A 17560-nucleotide genomic window follows, 5' to 3' on the forward strand; every position below is an offset into this window, starting at 1 on the left:
GGGAAGCGTGGACTGGGTAGTGTGCCGCCGGAAGCGGCTGCGCCCAGGTACGCCCCTACGGCGACGCGCGGCTCAGGCGTCGGTGCTGAGGCGGCTGGCGACTTCGCCCAGCCAGTCGTAGCCATCCATCTCGCCGCCGAAAAGATCGAGGCCATTGGCCGCGTCGGACACGCGATAGCCAGCGGTATATTCGAAGGTGGTAATGCCGTAATCGTTGCGAAGTTCGTTCATGATGGTCTCTCCCAGTCTCTTGTATGACCGGTTGTTTCAATCAACGCCACGCCGCCGGTCTCTTGCGTGGTGAGGACCTTACGCTGGCCCGGGAAGCCCCGGTAGATGGCCAAATCGTATTGATCCGTTTCGTTTGGTGAACAATCAACTCGTTAGGCTTTCGTCATGCGGTTTTTGTACCGAATTACTGAACTAGCGAGTTTCGTATAACCCTTAGTAGGGTCCCCTTGAGCGGTTTCAAGGGCTGTAATGCTTAAAAACTTGGACAGCGGGTGTAAGCAAAAGGTTCAAACTTTTTTCCGATCAGGCTCATGAGTAGAGCTAATCGAATGCCTTTCAACACCCCTTCGTTCGTCGAAGTGAGCTGATCCGTTAACCAGAGTTTAACTCATCCGGGCGTTACCTGCCACGAGACCGTTTGCAAACCGTTCACAAATGGCGACCGGAAAGGCCGGGGCGTTGGGAGACAAGGGCCGGAGCAGACGCGTGCGTACGGGACGATGCAGGTAGGTCCCGGGCTGGCTAAACTCGACGGTCTATCCGGCCCCGGGCCGGTCACGTTCGCCATGTAAGAGGAATCACCGACTATGAAGTCGCGCGCCGCTGTTGCCTGGGAAGCAGGAAAGCCCCTGTCCATCGAAGAAATCGACGTGCAGGGCCCGAAGGCGGGCGAGGTACTCGTGCGGATCGTGGCCACCGGCGTGTGCCATACCGACCTGTTCACCCTGTCGGGGGCGGACCCGGAAGGCGCCTTCCCGGTGATCCTTGGCCACGAGGGCGGTGGCATCGTCGAGGAAGTGGGCGAGGGCGTGACCTCGCTTAAGGTGGGCGACCATGTCATCCCGCTGTACACGCCGGAATGTGGCGAGTGCAAGTTCTGCCTGTCCGGCAAGACCAATCTTTGCCAGAAGATCCGCGTGACCCAGGGCAAAGGCGTGATGCCGGATGGCACCTCGCGCTTCTCCATGGGCGGCAAGTCGTTGCTGCACTACATGGGCACCAGCACCTTTAGCGAATACACCGTGTTGCCAGAGATCTCGCTGGCGAAGATCAACAAGGATGCGCCGCTGGACAAGGTGTGCCTGCTCGGTTGCGGCGTGACCACGGGTATCGGCGCCGTGCTGAATACGGCCAAGGTGGAGCCGGGCGCGAGCGTGGCCGTCTTCGGCCTAGGCGGCATCGGCCTGTCGGTGGTGCAGGGCGCGGTCATGGCCAGGGCCGGCCGCATCATCTGCGTCGACACCAACCCGGCGAAGTACGACATGGCGAAGATGCTGGGTGCTACGGATTTCGTGAATCCTCGCGATTATCCGGATACCCCGATCCAGCAGGTGATCGTCGACCTGACCGACGGCGGTGTGGATTACTCGTTTGAATGCATCGGCAATGTCGATGTGATGCGCGCGGCGCTGGAGTGCTGCCACAAGGGGTGGGGTGAGTCGGTCATCATTGGTGTGGCGGGTGCAGGCCAGGAGATCCACACCCGTCCCTTCCAGTTGGTCACGGGCCGGGTCTGGCGCGGTTCGGCATTCGGCGGCGTGAAGGGCCGCACGGAATTGCCTGGTTATGTCGATCGCTACATGGGTGGCGAGATCAAGATCGATCCGATGATCACGTATACGATGGGGCTGGACGATATCAATCGCGCGTTCGACCTGATGCACGAGGGCAAGGCCATCCGCTCCGTCATCCTCTATTGAGTGCCACGATGAACGAAACGATCGACCTCATCCGCCGCTATTACGAGGCATTCAACCGCGGCGACTGGACCGGCATGCTCGACTTGCTGGACGAGCATGTGGCGCACGATGTGAACCAGGGTGGACGAGAAACCGGGCGCCAGCGGTTCGCGGCGTTCCTCGAGCGCATGAGTGCGAGTTATAGCGAGCAGGTAAAAAACCTCGTGATCATGGCTAACGAAACGGGCAACCGTGCCGCGGCCGAGTACATGATGCACGGTGAGTACAAGGCCACGGACGAGGGCCTGCCGCTGGCCCAGGGCCAGAGCTATGCGCTTCCGGGCGGTGCATTCTTCGACGTGGCGGGTGGCAAGATCACCCGCGTCAGCAATTACTACAACCTCGAGGACTGGCTGGCCCAGGTCCGCCGGATTGACGTCGACTGACCTTGAACCATGGGTGGCGGGGCCGCAGGTCTTCCGGTGACCCCACCATCAAGGCAAGGCATGCCCTGGACGAACCCGTACTTCGACGCCACGAAGGCACACCACGCGGAAGAAGGTTTTCGCAACCTGGAGCCTGAAACGCGTGAACCCGGCGGCCTGAAACGCTGGCGCCGCGAGCGCAAGGAACAGCAGCTTCCCCGACCGCCCACCGAAGGCTACGAGGCCTTTACCCGCCGCTGGTGGCAGCCCGCCGACTTTGCTGGCGGCGAGGATGCCGCGTGGTGGCTTGGCCATGCCACGGTCCTTGTGCGTCGCCAGGGGCTCAACGTCATCACGGATCCGGTGCTCGGCAAGCGAGCCTCGCCCCTGTCGTTCGCGGGGCCGATGCGGCGTACGCCCACGCCCGTCGAAGTGGCTGCCTTGCCGGCGGTCGACGTGGTGGTGATTTCCCACAACCATTACGACCATCTTGACCACGCGAGCGTGCATGCGATCGCGCGGCGCTTCCCGAAGGCGGTGTTCCTCGTACCGCTGGGGCTGAAGCGCTGGTTCGACCGCGAACGCATCGGTAACGTGCGCGAACTCGACTGGTGGGCATCGACCGAGGTCGGCGGTGCCACGTTTACCTTCGTCCCCGCCCGGCACTGGAGCGCGCGCACCTTATGGGATCGCAATCGTTCGCTGTGGGGTGGATGGGTCATGGCCCAGGCGGACTTCCGGTTCTGGTTCGCGGGCGATACCGGGTATTCGGACAAGCTGGCCGAGATCGGCCGCCGCGCGGGGCCCATCGATCTGGCAGCCATTCCTATTGGCGCCTACGCGCCGCGCTGGTTCATGCATGGCCAGCATGTCGATCCCGCCCAGGCGGTGCAGTTACATCGGGAGATCGGCGTTCGCCGCTCCATGGCGATCCACTGGGGCGTATTCGAACTGGCCGATGATCAGCTGGATGAGCCGCCGCGGCTGCTGTCCGAAGCACTCGCGGCGCAAGGCATGTCAGCGGATGAATTCATGCTTTTGAACATTGGCGGCCGGATTGCGCTTTAATGTGCGCCCCTTGCTTGTGAATGCCCCGCCCATGCCATCGCAAACGTTCGAACTCGAAGGCGAGTACGTTGAACTGAACCAGTTGCTGAAGCTGGCCGGTATCGCTGCCAGTGGCGGCGAAGGCAAACACCTGGTGGCCGATGGCCTGGTGACGGTGGATGGCGTCCTGGAGCTGCGCAAGACCTGCAAGATCCGCGCGGGTCAGGTGGTGGTGATCGAGGACGAAACCATCCGCGTGGTCTGATCGGCGAATGGGCAAAGAAAAAGCCGGCGCCTCGCGGCGCCGGCTTTTTTCGTTCATGCGCTGGCTGTTACATGCCGCCCGCGGTCGAGGCCTTGGCCGGAGCAGCTTCAGCAGCCTTCTTGTGCTTCTTGTGGGTCGACTTCATCGCGCCGGCTTCGTCGCCCTTCTTGTCCATCGAACCGCTCTTCATCGAGTCACTCTTCATCGAATCGGAGCTCGACTGCGTCGGCGTGGCGGCGGTGGAAGCGGAGGCGGCCTTCGAAGCATCCTGCGCAAAGGCGGCACCGCTCAGGACGGTACAGCCAGCAAGCATGGCAAGGATCAGTTTCGTGTTGCGCATGACGAATCTCTCCTGGAACTTTAGTGAGCGCCTTGGATTCAATGCGGCAACGCCGGGCGCGGCGGCGTGGCTCGCTTACAGACCGGAATGTGTGCGGTCGGTGCAGAAGCTATTCCTTTTTGGATGAATAAAGGGGGTCTGGTTCTGCTGTTCCTAGGCATCCGTTCAGGTGGAAATTACATGCCGTTAAGTGACGGGGAATAACGCGCGTCATGCTGCAGTGCGGCTTAGTGGAAATCCCGCGAGACAGATCCGAAGGCGGGAAGCAGATCGCTGAAGTCGAGCAGCCGGTGCGCCACCAGGTGGCGTACGCCATCGATGGATTGCCATTGCCCATCCACAGCCAGCAAAACCGCATCCAGCAAGGCCTGGCGGCATGCCTCCGCCACCTTGGGGCGCACGATCACATTGACCTGGCCGGTCTCGTCTTCCAGCGTGACGAAGGTGATGCCACTGGCAGTTTGCGGGCGCTGGCGTACGGTGACCAGGCCGGCGTGACGCAGCCATGCACCATTGCGGATAGCCAGGAGATCGCGGGCACGCCGGGCGCGGCGTGCCAGTAATTTCTTGCGAACCAGCGACAGCGGATGACCGCTCAGGGAAAGCCCTTGCGTGGCGTAATCAGCGAAAACGTTTTCAGCCTGGCTGGGCGGTCGCAGTGTTGTCCGAACCTCCGCCACGGCCTCGAGCAAGGGTAAGCTGCGTTCGATACCTGCGCTCTCCCAGCGTGCGCGATGGCGGTGGCCACTTAGCGTGCGTAGCGCCCCCGCATCGGCGAGGCGCTCGCGTTCAAAGCGGTTGAGTTGCGCGCGGCTGGCGAGATCGGCGAGGTCGCGCAACGGTGCCTGCGCACGCACGGCGGTGATACGCGCACCCAGGTCGGCCGACAGCCCACCGATCATGCGCAGCCCCAGACGCAAAGCGAACGCATGTGGCTTGTTGGCCAGGGGTTCGAGCGTGCAATCCCACGCGCTGGCGGTGACATCCGGCGGGCGTACTTCCACACCGTGGTGACGGGCATCGGCCACCAGTTGCGCAGGCGCGTAGAAACCCATCGGCTGGCTGTTGAGCAGTGCGCAGGTGAAGACTTCCGGGTAGTGGCATTTCAGGTAGGAAGACGCATAGGCGATAAGGGCGAAGCCCGCCGCATGCGATTCGGGGAAGCCGTAGCTACCGAAACCCTGGATCTGGTCGATGATCTGCTGGGTAAACTCGGCGGAATAGCCGTTCTTCGACATGTTGCGGCGAATCTTTGGTTCGAACTTCTGCAGGCCACCGCGGCGCTTCCATGCGGCCATGGAGCGGCGCAATTCGTCGGATTCTCCCGGGCTGAAATCCGCCACGACCTGCAGGATGTGCATCACCTGCTCCTGGAAAATCGGCACACCGAGCGTGCGTTCCAGCACCGGCCGCACCTTGTGTTCGTAGACGACCTCTTCGGGTGGAAGCTTCCGCCGCTGCAGGTAGGGGTGGACCATGCCACCCTGGATCGGGCCTGGGCGAACGATGGCGACCTGGATTACCAGGTCGTAATAGCACGCGGGTTTCAGTCTCGGCAGCATGGACATCTGCGCGCGTGATTCGATCTGGAAGACACCGACGGTATCGGCCGCCTGGATCATGTCGTAGGTTTTCGGATCGTCCATGGGAATATCCGCCAGGCGCGGATAGTCCTCCAGCCCGTGCAGGCGGAGCATATCGATGGCTTTGCGCATGCAGGTGAGCATGCCCAGCGCCAGGCAATCCACCTTCAGCAGCTTCATGGTTTCCAGGTCATCCTTGTCCCACTGGATGATGGTGCGCTCATCCATGGCGGCGTTTTCCACCGGTACCAGGTGGTGCAATGGCGTATCGGAAATAACGAAGCCGCCCACATGCTGGGAAAGATGCCGGGGCATGCCGTTGAGTTCTTCCACCAGGACGATCAGCTGCCGAATGGTGCGGCTGGTGATATCGAAGCCGCACTCGGCAAGGCGCACGGTAATCGGTACCTCGCCGTGGGCGTGCGAATAGGCGCGGCTCAGCTGGTCGAGCTGGTCTTCCGAAAGACCCAGAGCGCGGCCGACATCGCGTGCGGCGCTCTTGCGCCGGTAGCTGATGACGGTCGCCGCCAGCGCAGCGCGCTCGCGGCCATACTTGTTGAATACGTATTGCAGTACTTCCTCACGCCGTTCATGTTCGAAATCGACATCGATGTCCGGCGGCTCGTCGCGCTCGATGGAGATGAAACGTTCGAACAGCGTGTTGATCTGTGCGGGGTTCACCTCGGTGATACCCAGGCAGAAACACACCACCGAGTTGGCCGCGGAACCACGGCCCTGGCAAAGGATCTGTCGTGAGCGGGCGAAGCGGACGATATCGTGCACGGTGAGGAAGAAGGCCTCGTACTTCATCGCGGCAACGAGAACGAGTTCGCGTTCGATTCGTTCGCGCAGTACGTCATCGATGCCGCCCGGCCAGCGCGTTGCCGCGCCTTCCCAGGTGAGCTGGCGCAGGTAGGCCGCGGCGTCCACGCCTCCGGGTACCAGCTCGCGTGGGTAGACATAGTTGATGCCACGGATATCGAAGCCGGTACAGCGTGCCGCGACGACCTGGGTAGCATCCAGCAGGTCACGTGGGTAGATGCGCGCCAGGGTTTCGCGTCGGCGCAGGTGGCGTTCACCATTCGGAAACAAGGCCGCGCCGGCTTCGGTCAGCGGTTGGTTGACCCGGATCGCAGCCATGACATCCTGCAGGGCACGGCGACGGCGCAAGTGCATGTGGACATCGCCCGTCGCGACGCAGGGCAGCGCGTGGCGCGTGGCCAGTTCGCGCAGCGCGGCCAGGTCGGCATCGTCATGCGGGCCGCGATGCAGTTCCACCGCCAGCCATGCGCGTCCCGGGAAATGCCGCGCCACCCAGGCGGCACGTTCGTCATGGACCGCGCTTTGGGTGGCCAGCCATGGGCCCGGGGCCCATAACAGGCACAAGCCTTCACCCAGGGCTTCGACATCGGCGCGGTGCAATTCGTAACTGCCCTTGCGGGCACGCCGGCGGCCCAGGGTGATCAGTCGGCAGAGCTCGGTATAGCCCGCCTGGTTCTCCACCAGCAACACCAGCACGGTGCCATCGGAAAGCCGGAATTCGCTGCCTACGATAAGCGGCAGCTCCATCTCCAGCGAGGCTTCAAGCGCACGCACGATGCCCGATAGTGAGCACTCATCGGTGATGGCGAGCGCGCCATAGCCAAGATCCTTTGCCCGTTCGAACAGTTCGCGCGCGCTCGATGCACCGCGCTGGAAACTGAAATCGCTCAGCGTGTGCAATTCGGCGTAGGCGGGGAGTTCGACATCGCCGTCGTTGGCCGACAGGTCAGGCAAACCAGCCATGCAGCATCCACCCATCCAGTGTGCCCGGCGGCAGGTAAGCCCAGGCCTGCTGGCCTTGCACGGTACGCACGATGTAGTAATCGCGTCGGGTGTCACCCCCATCCCACCAGCCACTTTCGATGCGCTCGGGGCCGGCCAGCACGGCTGCTGGATCCGGGCGCATGGGCAAGGGCCGTGGCAGCAACCACAGTGGGCGCCGCCCGCGCGGCAGGGAAACGGTGGCGGATGGTGTGCCGTGGCGCGAGGCGCGCTCGGGGCGGTGATCGTTCACCACCATGAGCTGGCGCAGGGCCGCATCACCCAGCCGGGCTCGCAGGCGTTCATCCAGCGTCGGCCAGTCGAGGCCGTCACCACGAACAGGTTCAAACAGATCGCGTACCGGCGGGCGGAAGACCGGTAGCTCGTCGGCATGCAGTTCGATGGCGCGTGCCGGTGCGGGTAGCGTGGTGCGTTCCAGGCGTGTGCGGGCCAGCTCGAACAGGCGATCGGCATCGCGCTGCGGAGCGGCCATGGCCACGGCGATGCGCGTAGCTTCGCCGCGCGCGTGTTCCAGCGTGAGCGTGAAACGCTGCACACCACCATCGCGCGCCGCCAGCAGGTTGGCCAGCGCACGGGTGAGCCGCCGCAGCGGGAACAGCAAGGGCTGGCTGCCATCCAGCTCGGCATCGAATTCGATTTTCTGCTGGAAGCTCGCCGGTGGTTGCCAGGCGGGCAGGGTATCCGAGGCCTGCCCGCGGATGCGGTCCAGCCAGTTCACGCCAGCCCGGCCGATGCGTCGGGTGAGTTCGGGACGGGGCAGGCGGAAGATATCGTCCAGCCGGCGAAAACCCATGGCATGCAGGGCCTGGACCGCAGTGCCGGGCAGGCCGCTTTGTGTAAGCGATAGCGCGCCGAGCATACGGATGACGCCTTCGCGCGCGGGAATCACCATGCCATCCGCCGTGGCGGCAAACACCCATGACGCTGAGGCGAACGGCGTGGCGGCCATGGTGTGCAAGTGGCCTTGGTCGCGCAAGCCCGAGCTTACGCGTTCGGCCAGGATCGGCCAGCCATCGAACAGGCGAAGGCTGGCGCCTACCTCCATGAGGAGGGCGTTGGGCGGGACCAGGCTGACATGGCCGCTGAACTGGTAACACCAGGCAGCCAGTTCGGCGAGCAGGCGTTTCTCGGCATCGCGATCACGTGGGCGCACTTCCAGCGCGGGGCAAAGCGCACGCGCGGCGGCCACGCTTTGCCCGCGACGTACACCGTGGGCGCGCGCTTCGTCATTGGCGCTGGCTATCAGCCGTTGGCGCGCATGGCTATCGAGTAAGGCAGAGGGGCCTGCTTCCGGTGTCGCGGCGAAGGCGGCGGAGAACGCCAGGCCGGGAAAACGGAGGCAGGCCCAAAGCATGGCTACGGTTACGGGGCAAAAAAGAGGCGTCCGGCATGGCGGCGGATGAGGACAACACCATGCCGGACAGACCTCAGGCCCGCATGCGGAGCAGCGGAGCGGTGGTGGTCAGCAAACCCCGCGACTTGAGGACATCCACGTAGGTGGCCTCGTCGCTGTTGCTGACCTTGAGTCGGAGAGCGGCCGGGCTGTTTTGCGCGGCATGCTCGGCGGAACGAAAAACCATGGCGCAGGCATCACCGCTTTCGGCGGCCAGCTGCAGGCGGCGCAGGCTGCGGTAGTCGATATCCGGCAGCCAGCCGACGACGGCGCCACAGCAGCCGGAGCGCAGGCACTGTTCCATGCTCCACGCGGCCTCGGTGGAGCCGGCGTGGATTTCATGCAGGAAGCGCAGGTCGACGCCTGCGGCGGCCAGCGCCGGCGCATAGGGCTGGTAAGGCGGCGCGATGAAGATGACGCGGCGGTGTTCCTGGGTGAGCGCGGCAAGCGCGGGCATCACCAGGTCGAGCTCGCCCAGGCCATCGTGTTCGAACAGGATTTCGCTGACGGCACCCTGCGGCCAGCCACCACCCGGCAGGCGGGTATCGAGCGAGGTCCACCCCGTGGACAGCGCGCGCACGCGCGGCTGGCGATCGGCGGAGCGGCGCCAGATACCGGGATGGTCCAGGACCTGGGCCAGGTTGTGCGAAGCAGAGGCAATGGCAGCATTCATGGCTCAGGTCCTGCGGATGATGCCGACGTAGCGACCTTCGATGGCGAAGGCGTGGCGGCGTGGGTCGACTTCGATGGGCTGGAAGTCCGGGTTTTCGGGAAGTAGCAGAAGGCGATCGCGTTCGTGCTTCAGACGCTTCACCGTCACTTCGTCATCCAGGCGGGCCACCACGATCTGACCATCGCTGGCGGTAGCGGTGCGATGCACGGCAAGAAGGTCACCATCGAGAATGCCGACGTCGCGCATGCTCATGCCCACCACACGCAGGAGGTAATCGGCACGGGGATGGAACATGGCCGGGTCGATCTCCAGTTGCGCCTCGACGTTTTCCTCGGCGAGGATCGGCGAACCCGCAGCAACGCGGCCGATAAGCGGCAGCTCGTTGAGCAGGGCAGCGCGGATGGCTGCGGCATTGCCCGAAGGCAGGCGCAAGCCGCGATGTTGTGGCGAGCGTTCCAGGACGCCTTTGCGCACCAGCGACTCCACGCAGGCCTGCGCGGAGCTATGGCTGGGGAAACCCAGGGCATCCGCGATTTCGCGTAGCGTGGGTGGCAGGCCCTGGGTCTGCAGGTACTCCCGCAGGAAGTCCAGGGTCTTCTGCTGTCGCTCGGTGAGGTTCGGCGTCGTCATGTGTACATTTGTACAGAAGCCGAGGTCAGGGTGCAAGGGGTTCGTGGGGCTACGGGGTTTCTCAGGTGAAGAAACCTTACAAAGCCAATGACAATTAAGGAATTTTCCTACGCGAATGCGTGGGCGAGGGTGGGTCGTCACCCGATTCGTGAAAAGTAATCCTAGGGTCACCCTTAACTTACGGAGTTTTCGGCGACATGAGCGTCATCACTCAAGGCCCTCCCCACTCTTGTGAATACGCCGCAGGGTGCCGCATGTGCTGATCATGCTTCCCTCAATGTACGCGTCACAAGGCTTGAAACCGGTATGGATTACATCCGCGAAGACATTCACAACCTCCATCTGGAACTGCGAGATACCCGAACTGAGCTCCGCAGCGATATCCGCGAACTCCGCCACGAATTACGCACCGATTTTCGGCTCATGTTCGGCTCCATGGTCACGTTCGGCCTGGGTCTCACTGGCATGATGGCCAAGGGTTTCCACTGGATCTGATGCACGGTTGAACGGTACTTGCACGTTTGTGCACGTTTACGTACATTGATGCGCATTCCCCGTCCCCATGGAATGTGCATGAACCCCACGCGAGCCACCCGGCTGATCTTTCTTCTTTCCGGCATCGGCATGGCCAGTTGGGCGCCGATGGTGCCGTATGCCAAGGCTCGCCTGGAGCTCGATGACGGCACGCTCGGCCTGATTCTTCTGTGCATGGGCTGCGGCGCGGCCGCCGCGATGCCACTGGCAGGTTTCCTCACCCATCGTTTCGGCAACCGCGATGTCATCGGCATCAGCGGTTTGTTGGTTTGCCTTGCCCTACCACTCCTGACCCTCGCACCGGACGCGTGGGCACTGGCGGGCGCGCTCCTGTTCTTCGGTGCCGCACTGGGCGTGGTCGATGTTTCCATGAATGCCCATGCGGTCGATGTCGAGAAGCTGCGCGGCAAGCCGATGATGTCCGGCTTCCATGGTCTTTTCAGTGTCGGCGGTCTTGTCGGTTCCGCCGGGATGGCGGCGTTGCTCAAGGCAGGGGCGCCGCTCACCGGCAGCGCGGTCGCCGTATCGCTCGCCTTGCTGGTGATCGTGGCGACGCAGTGGCGGCATTTCCTCGTGCGTCATGAAGAAGCGCATGCCGATGCGCACAAGCCGTTCCGCATGCCGGGCGGTGCCGTATTCCTGCTGGGCTTCCTGTGCATGGTCGTCTTCCTGGCCGAAGGTTCCATGCTCGACTGGAGCGCCGTGTTCCTGCGCTTCTCACGCGGTTTCGATGCATCGTCGGCGGGCCTGGGTTACGCGGCGTTTTCCATCGCCATGGCCGTATGTCGCCTGATGGGCGATCGCATCACGGCGCACATTGGCCCCGTCGCCATCGTGCGTGGCGGTAGCCTTATCGCAGCGGCTGGCTTCCTTGCGGCCACGCTCATCCCATCGGGACCCGCGGCGCTGGTGGGCTTCGTGCTGGTCGGCATCGGCGCCTCCAACATCGTGCCCGTGCTGTTCAGCGCAGCCGGTCGCCTGGGTGGCGCCTCGCCCGGCGTGGCCATCGCGATCGTTACCGCTCTGGGCTACGCGGGCATGCTGGCCGGCCCTGCTGGTATCGGTTTCGTCGCCCACCTGAGTACGCTTTCCATCGCGCTGACCGGCGTTGCCGGCCTGCTTGTCGTCGTTTCACTCTGCGCATCCATTGCGCGCCGCTGATCTGGAGCTTTCCTATGTATGCCAAGCGTGATGTGGTGATCTTCGATTTCGGTGGCGTGATCGTCGACTGGAACCCCCGGCATCTGTACCGCAAGCTGTTCGGTGATGATGAGGAGGGCATGGAGCGCTTCCTCGCCGAGGTCACCACGCAGGAATGGAACCTTCGCCAGGATGCCGGGCGGCCGTGGGCAGAGGCGGTGGCTGAACTGACCGAAGCCCACCCGAGCCAGGTCGACCTCATCACGGCGTTCCATGAGCGCTGGGAAGAGACGCTGAAAGGGCCCATCGACGATAGCATCACCATCCTGCACGACCTGAAGAATGCGGGGCATCCGCTGTATGGGCTCACCAACTGGTCGGGTGAGACCTTCCCGATCGCCCGCGCGCGCTACGACTTCTTCAACTGGTTTGACGGGATCGTGGTCTCCGGCGACGAGGGCATGATCAAGCCGGATCCGAAGTTGTACGAGACCTTGCTTGAGCGCTACGACATCGACCCGAAGCGTGCGGTGTTCATCGACGACAACAAGGCCAACGTCGACGCGGCGGAGGCGCTCGGTATCCACGGCATCCATTTCCACTCACCGGCGCAGTTGCGTTCGGAACTGGTGGCCCTGGGTTTCCTGCCGAAATGAACATGCCGGATACCACGCTGCCGCGTGAACGCCAGCAGCTCATCCTCGGGCGCCTGCAGCGCGACGGGAAGGTGGTCGCCGCTGATCTCGCCCAGGAGTTCAAGGTTTCGGAGGACTCGATCCGCCGCGACCTGCGCGACCTTGCTTCGCAGGGGTTGTGCCGTCGCGTATATGGCGGCGCCTTGCTGGCCCCGCACGTAGCGCCCCTGGGCGAACGCCATAACGAGCGTGTGGAGTTGAAGCGCAATCTTGGCCGTATCGCGGCATCGCTGGTCGGGGAAAACCAGATCCTCTTCCTTGATGCCGGCTCCACCAACACGGCGCTGGCAAAGGCATTACCGGATCATCGTGGCCTGACCGTGGTGACAAACGCGCCCGATGTGGCGCTTGCCGTGCTGGGCCGCCCGGGCTTCGATGTGGTGCTGCTGGGTGGGAAGCTCGACCCGCGCATCGGCGGCGCCATCGGCTCGCGCACCCTGCGCCAGGCGCAGGATATCCGGGCCGACTTCTGCTTCCCCGGCGTATGCGCCATCGACCCGCGTAGCGGGCTATGGACCATCGACGAAGAGGAAACGATGTTCAAGCAGGCGATCATCGAGGCCAGCGGCGAAACCGTGGCTATCGCTACGCCGGACAAGCTGGTGGCTTCGGCCACGCATCACACCGCGCCGATCACGGCGATGACGCACCTGGTGGTGGCATCTGATACGGAGCAGGCCACGCTCGACGCCTACAAAGCGGCCGGGGTGGCGGTACACCTGTAGGAGCGTGCTTGCACGCGATGGGGCTCGCGGCAAGCACCCGTCGCGCGCAAGCGCGCTCCTACAAGTGAGTAGCCGTTCTGCTTAGCCGGCTTTTTTCTTCGCCAGGCGCAGCCAGGTATCGACCACGGTATCCGGATTCAGCGATACCGATTCGATGCCCTGGTCCATCAGCCACTCGGCAAGATCCGGGTGATCCGAAGGGCCCTGGCCGCAGATGCCGATGTACTTGCCCTTTTCGCGAGCCGTCTTGATCGCCAGCGCGAGCAGCTTCTTTACCGCCGGGTCGCGTTCGTCGAACAGGTTGGCCACGATGCTCGAATCGCGATCCAGGCCCAGGGTCAGCTGGGTCAGATCGTTCGAGCCGATCGAGAAGCCATCGAAGATATCGAGGAACTCATCCGCCAGCAGCGCGTTGGATGGCACCTCACACATCATGATGACCTTCAGGTCGTTCTCGCCCTGGACGAGACCGTTCTTGCGCAGCACCTCGATGACCTTGCGGCCTTCATCCAGCGTGCGCACGAACGGGATCATGACCCATACATTGTCGAGACCCATGGTCTCGCGCACGTGCTTTACCGCCTTGCACTCGAGCGCGAACGACTCGGCGAAATCCGCCGAGACGTACCGGCTCGCACCGCGGTAGCCGATCATCGGGTTCTCTTCGTGCGGCTCGTAGCGCGAACCGCCGAGCAGGCCGGCGTACTCATTCGACTTGAAGTCGGACAGGCGCACGATCACCGGCTTCGGGTACACCGAGGCGGCGATGGTGGAGATGCCCTCGGCGAGGCGATCGGTGTAGAACGAGACCGGGTCCTTATAGCCCGCGATGCGCGCGTCAATACGGGCCTTCGTCTCTGCATCCTGCTTCGCGTACTCGAGCAGGGCCTTCGGATGGACGCCGATGTGGCTGGCGATGATCATCTCGAGACGGGCCAGGCCGATACCTGCATTTGGCAGCATGCCGAAATCGAACGCCCGCTCCGGGTTGGCCACGTTCATCATGATCTTGAGCGGGGCTTCCGGCATCGCGCCCAAATCAGCGGTGATGCGGTCGAACTTCAGGATACCTTCGTAGATCGTACCGGTATCGCCTTCGGCGCAGGAGACGGTGACGTCGGCGCCATCGGGGATCGTCTGCAATGCGTTGCCACAACCGACGACGGCGGGTACGCCCAGTTCACGGGCGATGATCGCCGCGTGGCAGGTGCGGCCGCCACGGTTGGTGACGATCGCCGCGGCACGCTTCATCACCGGCTCCCAATCAGGGTCGGTCATGTCAGCGACGAGGACATCGCCAGGCTGCACCTTGTTCATGTCGGCCAGCGACTTGATGACGCGTGCTTTGCCCGAACCGATCTTCTGGCCGATCGCACGGCCCTCGGTCAGCACCTTGCTCTTCTCGTTGAGCTGGAAACGCTCAAGCGTGGTGGCGTGCGAGCGCGACTTCACCGTTTCCGGGCGGGCCTGCACGATGTAGAGCTTGCCGGTGTTGCCGTCCTTCGCCCACTCGATATCCATCGGGCGGCCGTAATGCTTCTCGATGATCAGGGACTGACGCGCGAGTTCCTCGACATCGGCATCGATGATGCAGAACTGGTTGCGCAGTCCGGCCGGGGTTTCCTCGATGCGGACGCGCTCGCCCGGCTGGTCGGAATAAACCATGCGCTGCTGTTTGGCACCCAGGCTGCGGCGGAGCACAGCTGGCTTGCCTGCCTGCAGGGTCGGCTTGAACACATAGAACTCATCCGGATTCACGGCGCCCTGGACCACCATCTCGCCCAGGCCGTACGAACCGGTAACGAAGACGACGTCGCGGAAGCCGGATTCGGTGTCGAGGGTGAACAACACACCCGAGGCACCGACGTCGGAGCGAACCATCAGCTGCACGCCGGCGGAGAGGAACACATCTTCGTGCTTGAAGCCCTGGTGGACGCGGTAGGCGATGGCGCGGTCGTTGTACAGCGAGGCGAAGACTTCCTTCACCTTGTGCAACACGTCGTCGATACCCACGACGTTGAGGAAGGTTTCCTGCTGGCCGGCGAACGAGGCGTCGGGCAGGTCTTCGGCGGTGGCGGAGGAGCGCACGGCGACGGCGATATCAGTGGCACCCGCATCCTTGCAGAGCTTGATGTAGGCGTCGCGGATCGCTTGCTCGAGGTCGGCGGGCAGGGCGGTATCCACGATCCAGCCGCGGATTTCCTTGCCACCCTGAACGAGCTCGTCGACATCATCCACGTCCAGCGTGGCCAGGCGTTCCTGGATCCGCTGCGCGAGGCCGCTCTTTTCAAGGTAGGTCTGGAAGGCATCGGCCGTGGTGGCGAAGCCACCGGGGACAGAGACGCCCAGTTTCGCCAGGTTGCCGATCATTTCGCCAAGGGAGGCATTCTTGCCGCCTACCTTGCCAAGGTCGGTCATGCGTAGCGCGTCGAGCCAAAGTACCAGGTCGCTCAAAGGAAGATCCTCACATCGGTTGGGCGGCGGGCCGCGCTGGTAAAAAACCGGCGCATTGTCGCGGTGGTATGGTCACCGCACAAGGGGCAATGCACAAATTTTCCCGTGATTCTGCGGGGTGGATGGTTATGACGACGTATTGGTCTTAAGGTGGGAGTCATAGAGCCAACCCAAGGGAAACCGGCCGATGCGGCGCACCGTCTTCTTTATTTCCGATTCCACCGGGATCACTGCCGAGACGATCGGCAACAGCATGCTCACCCAGTTCGATGGGGTGGAATTCGATACCCACCGGCTACCCTTCATCGATAACCCGGCAAAGGCGGAATCGGCCGCCCTGCGGATCAAGACCAAGTACGCCCAGGACGGGCAGCGCCCGATCGTGGTGAACACCATGACCTCCAAGGCCCTGTGCGATATCGTCGCCGGTAGCGGGGCCCTGATGCTTGATGTCTTCGCCCCCTTCATTGACCCGCTGGAGCACGAGCTGGGGGTGAAGCAATCCTATGCGGTGAACCGCTCGCACGGCCTGGTCGATTCGGCACGCTACGAGGCCCGGATCGAAGCCACGAACTATGCGCTGGCCCATGACGATGGCCTGGACGTGGATTACAACCAGTCCGACGTGGTGCTGGTGGGCGTATCCCGCTCCGGGAAAACCCCCACCTGCCTGTACATGGCCTTGCATTACGGCGTGTGTGCCGCCAATTACCCCCTCACGGACGATGACCTCGACAAGCTCGAACTGCCGATGCGTCTCCGTCCTTATCGGAGCAGGCTGTTTGGCCTGACGATCGACCCCATCCGCCTCGCCCAGATCCGTGAGCAGCGCCGACCCGGCAGCCGCTACGCCACGCTGAAACAGTGCCGTTGGGAGCTTGAGCAGGCGGATCGCCTTATGCGCCGGGAGAACATCCCGGTCTTGAATACGACGCACACCTCGATCGAGGAAATCTCGAGCAAGATCTTCGAGTACCTCGGGATAGAGCGGCATATGTATTAATACGAGAACGTTTACGGAGAACGATGTAGCCCATGACAGCCATCCTCGAACGCCCAACTGCGCTGATCCCGGGACGCTTCGAATTCCTGATGGGTCTTTATGCGGAGAATTACCACCGCCTTGCACGGCTGTTCGCGCCGCAACGACTGGCGGCGGGTCGCTATCTCTCCGATGTGGACGATGGCCTCAACGTGCGGCTGGAGGTCCAGGAGAAGCATCCATACACGCTTGAGCTTGAGCTGACCTACGATTTCGTCGACGAAGCCACCGGCCAGCCATCGCCGTCGGCCCAGTTACGCATGTACACCGACGCGCATGTGGCTGAAGCGCTGCATTGCCACCCCGGGCGCAAGCTGTGGCAGGTGCTGGGTCCGTTTCCACCGGCGGATACGGTGTTGCAGCACCGGCTGCGCATGAATGGTTTCCTCAGCCGCTGGCTGGAATACCTGGCCGAGCAGGGCCATTCGATCGGGACCCTGGTCCGGGTTGAGGGACCCTGATCGCGCGCGAGCGCGCTCTACACCAGCCCGCAGCCCCCCTGTAGGAGCGTGCTTGCACGCGATAACCAACAAGGCGGAAAAGCCGAGACCCCAAATCCAGGGCAAAAAAAATCCGCCAACTGGCGGATTCTTTTTTGGAAAGTGGCGGAGCGGACGGGACTCGAACCCGCGACCTCCGGCGTGACAGGCCAGCATTCTAACCGACTGAACTACCGCTCCACACTAATCCAACACTTCCAACAACTACCAACTTCTACATCCATTACACTTACCGGCGAACCGGAAAGTGGCGTCCCCACGGGGATTCGAACCCCGGTCGCCACCGTGAAAGGGTGATGTCCTAGGCCTCTAGACGATGGGGACGTACTAGAAGTTGGTGGAGCCAGCCGGGATCGAACCGGCGACCTCCTGCATGCCAT

At 63.2% G+C, this 17560-nt stretch carries 17 protein-coding genes and 2 tRNA genes; 10 read left to right on the plus strand and 9 right to left on the minus strand.

The window, feature by feature from the left end; genetic code table 11:
• Positions 1-72: 72 nt before the first annotated feature.
• Positions 73-231, minus strand: a complete 159-nt coding sequence (locus VGN46_RS12325) for a hypothetical protein (protein WP_331644002.1) — start codon at positions 229-231, stop codon at positions 73-75.
• Positions 232-818: 587 nt separating this feature from the next.
• Here VGN46_RS12325 and VGN46_RS12330 point away from each other — a divergent pair.
• The 4 genes from VGN46_RS12330 to VGN46_RS12345 are packed head-to-tail and all read left to right on the plus strand — an operon-like array spanning position 819 to position 3647.
• On the plus strand, positions 819-1931 hold the full coding sequence (locus VGN46_RS12330) for an S-(hydroxymethyl)glutathione dehydrogenase/class III alcohol dehydrogenase (RefSeq protein WP_331644004.1): 1113 nt from the start codon (positions 819-821) through the stop codon (positions 1929-1931).
• Between the two features lie 8 nt (positions 1932-1939).
• Entirely contained in the window at positions 1940-2356 is a 417-nt protein-coding gene (locus tag VGN46_RS12335) for a ketosteroid isomerase-related protein (RefSeq protein WP_331644006.1), read from the plus strand.
• Positions 2357-2416: 60 nt separating this feature from the next.
• Entirely contained in the window at positions 2417-3403 is a 987-nt protein-coding gene (locus VGN46_RS12340; protein WP_331644007.1) for an MBL fold metallo-hydrolase, read from the plus strand.
• A 31-nt stretch (positions 3404-3434) separates the two neighbouring features.
• A complete protein-coding gene (locus VGN46_RS12345) occupies positions 3435-3647 on the plus strand; it encodes an RNA-binding S4 domain-containing protein (RefSeq protein ID WP_331644008.1) in 213 nt (70 codons plus the stop codon).
• Between the two features lie 67 nt (positions 3648-3714).
• Here the strand turns inward: VGN46_RS12345 and VGN46_RS12350 are convergent, their stop codons facing one another.
• The 5 genes from VGN46_RS12350 to lexA form a co-directional block, all read right to left on the minus strand.
• Positions 3715-3987, minus strand: a complete 273-nt coding sequence (locus VGN46_RS12350) for a hypothetical protein (protein WP_331644009.1) — start codon at positions 3985-3987, stop codon at positions 3715-3717.
• Between the two features lie 227 nt (positions 3988-4214).
• Positions 4215-7457 carry an error-prone DNA polymerase gene (locus VGN46_RS12355; RefSeq protein ID WP_414675253.1) on the minus strand — a complete coding sequence of 1081 codons (3243 nt, stop codon included), beginning with the start codon at positions 7455-7457 and terminating at the stop codon, positions 4215-4217.
• Positions 7339-8748 carry a DNA polymerase Y family protein gene (locus VGN46_RS12360; protein ID WP_331644012.1) on the minus strand — a complete coding sequence of 470 codons (1410 nt, stop codon included), beginning with the start codon at positions 8746-8748 and terminating at the stop codon, positions 7339-7341. Before VGN46_RS12360 ends, VGN46_RS12355 begins: the two co-directional genes overlap by 119 nt.
• Positions 8749-8821: 73 nt before the next feature.
• The gene (gene imuA / locus VGN46_RS12365; protein WP_331644014.1) at positions 8822-9460 is read right to left on the minus strand and encodes a translesion DNA synthesis-associated protein ImuA; all 639 of its coding nucleotides are present in this window, start codon (positions 9458-9460) and stop codon (positions 8822-8824) included.
• 3 nt (positions 9461-9463) lie between these two features.
• On the minus strand, positions 9464-10090 hold the full coding sequence (gene lexA / locus VGN46_RS12370; protein ID WP_331644015.1) for a transcriptional repressor LexA: 627 nt from the start codon (positions 10088-10090) through the stop codon (positions 9464-9466).
• Positions 10091-10396: 306 nt separating this feature from the next.
• Between lexA and VGN46_RS12375 the strand changes: the two genes are divergently transcribed.
• The 4 genes from VGN46_RS12375 to VGN46_RS12390 all read left to right on the plus strand — a co-directional run bounded on the left by VGN46_RS12375 (position 10397) and on the right by VGN46_RS12390 (position 13184).
• On the plus strand, positions 10397-10585 hold the full coding sequence (locus VGN46_RS12375) for a hypothetical protein (RefSeq protein WP_331644016.1): 189 nt from the start codon (positions 10397-10399) through the stop codon (positions 10583-10585).
• Positions 10586-10663: 78 nt separating this feature from the next.
• Positions 10664-11785: an MFS transporter gene (locus tag VGN46_RS12380; RefSeq protein ID WP_331644017.1), complete on the plus strand. Its 1122-nt coding sequence runs from the start codon at positions 10664-10666 to the stop codon at positions 11783-11785.
• 14 nt (positions 11786-11799) lie between these two features.
• Positions 11800-12420, plus strand: a complete 621-nt coding sequence (locus VGN46_RS12385) for an HAD family phosphatase (RefSeq protein WP_331644018.1) — start codon at positions 11800-11802, stop codon at positions 12418-12420.
• Positions 12421-12422: 2 nt separating this feature from the next.
• Complete coding sequence (locus VGN46_RS12390) at positions 12423-13184, plus strand: DeoR/GlpR family DNA-binding transcription regulator (protein WP_331644019.1); 762 nt, start codon at positions 12423-12425, stop codon at positions 13182-13184.
• An 81-nt stretch (positions 13185-13265) separates the two neighbouring features.
• Here the strand turns inward: VGN46_RS12390 and ppsA are convergent, their stop codons facing one another.
• Positions 13266-15638: a phosphoenolpyruvate synthase gene (gene ppsA, locus VGN46_RS12395; RefSeq protein WP_331644020.1), complete on the minus strand. Its 2373-nt coding sequence runs from the start codon at positions 15636-15638 to the stop codon at positions 13266-13268.
• A 187-nt stretch (positions 15639-15825) separates the two neighbouring features.
• Here ppsA and ppsR point away from each other — a divergent pair, with 187 nt between their 5' ends.
• Both ppsR and VGN46_RS12405 read left to right on the plus strand, forming a co-directional pair.
• Positions 15826-16641 carry a posphoenolpyruvate synthetase regulatory kinase/phosphorylase PpsR gene (gene ppsR / locus VGN46_RS12400; RefSeq protein WP_331644021.1) on the plus strand — a complete coding sequence of 272 codons (816 nt, stop codon included), beginning with the start codon at positions 15826-15828 and terminating at the stop codon, positions 16639-16641.
• 32 nt (positions 16642-16673) lie between these two features.
• Positions 16674-17141: a DUF1249 domain-containing protein gene (locus tag VGN46_RS12405; protein ID WP_331644022.1), complete on the plus strand. Its 468-nt coding sequence runs from the start codon at positions 16674-16676 to the stop codon at positions 17139-17141.
• A 142-nt stretch (positions 17142-17283) separates the two neighbouring features.
• Here the strand turns inward: VGN46_RS12405 and VGN46_RS12410 are convergent.
• Positions 17284-17360: transfer RNA gene (locus VGN46_RS12410), tRNA-Asp, on the minus strand.
• Positions 17361-17428: 68 nt separating this feature from the next.
• Positions 17429-17504 (minus strand) — tRNA-Glu (locus tag VGN46_RS12415).
• Positions 17505-17560: the final 56 nt, after the last annotated feature.

The sequence above is a fragment of the Luteibacter sp. genome (assembly GCF_036500425.1).
Classification (GTDB): Bacteria; Pseudomonadota; Gammaproteobacteria; order Xanthomonadales; family Rhodanobacteraceae; genus Luteibacter.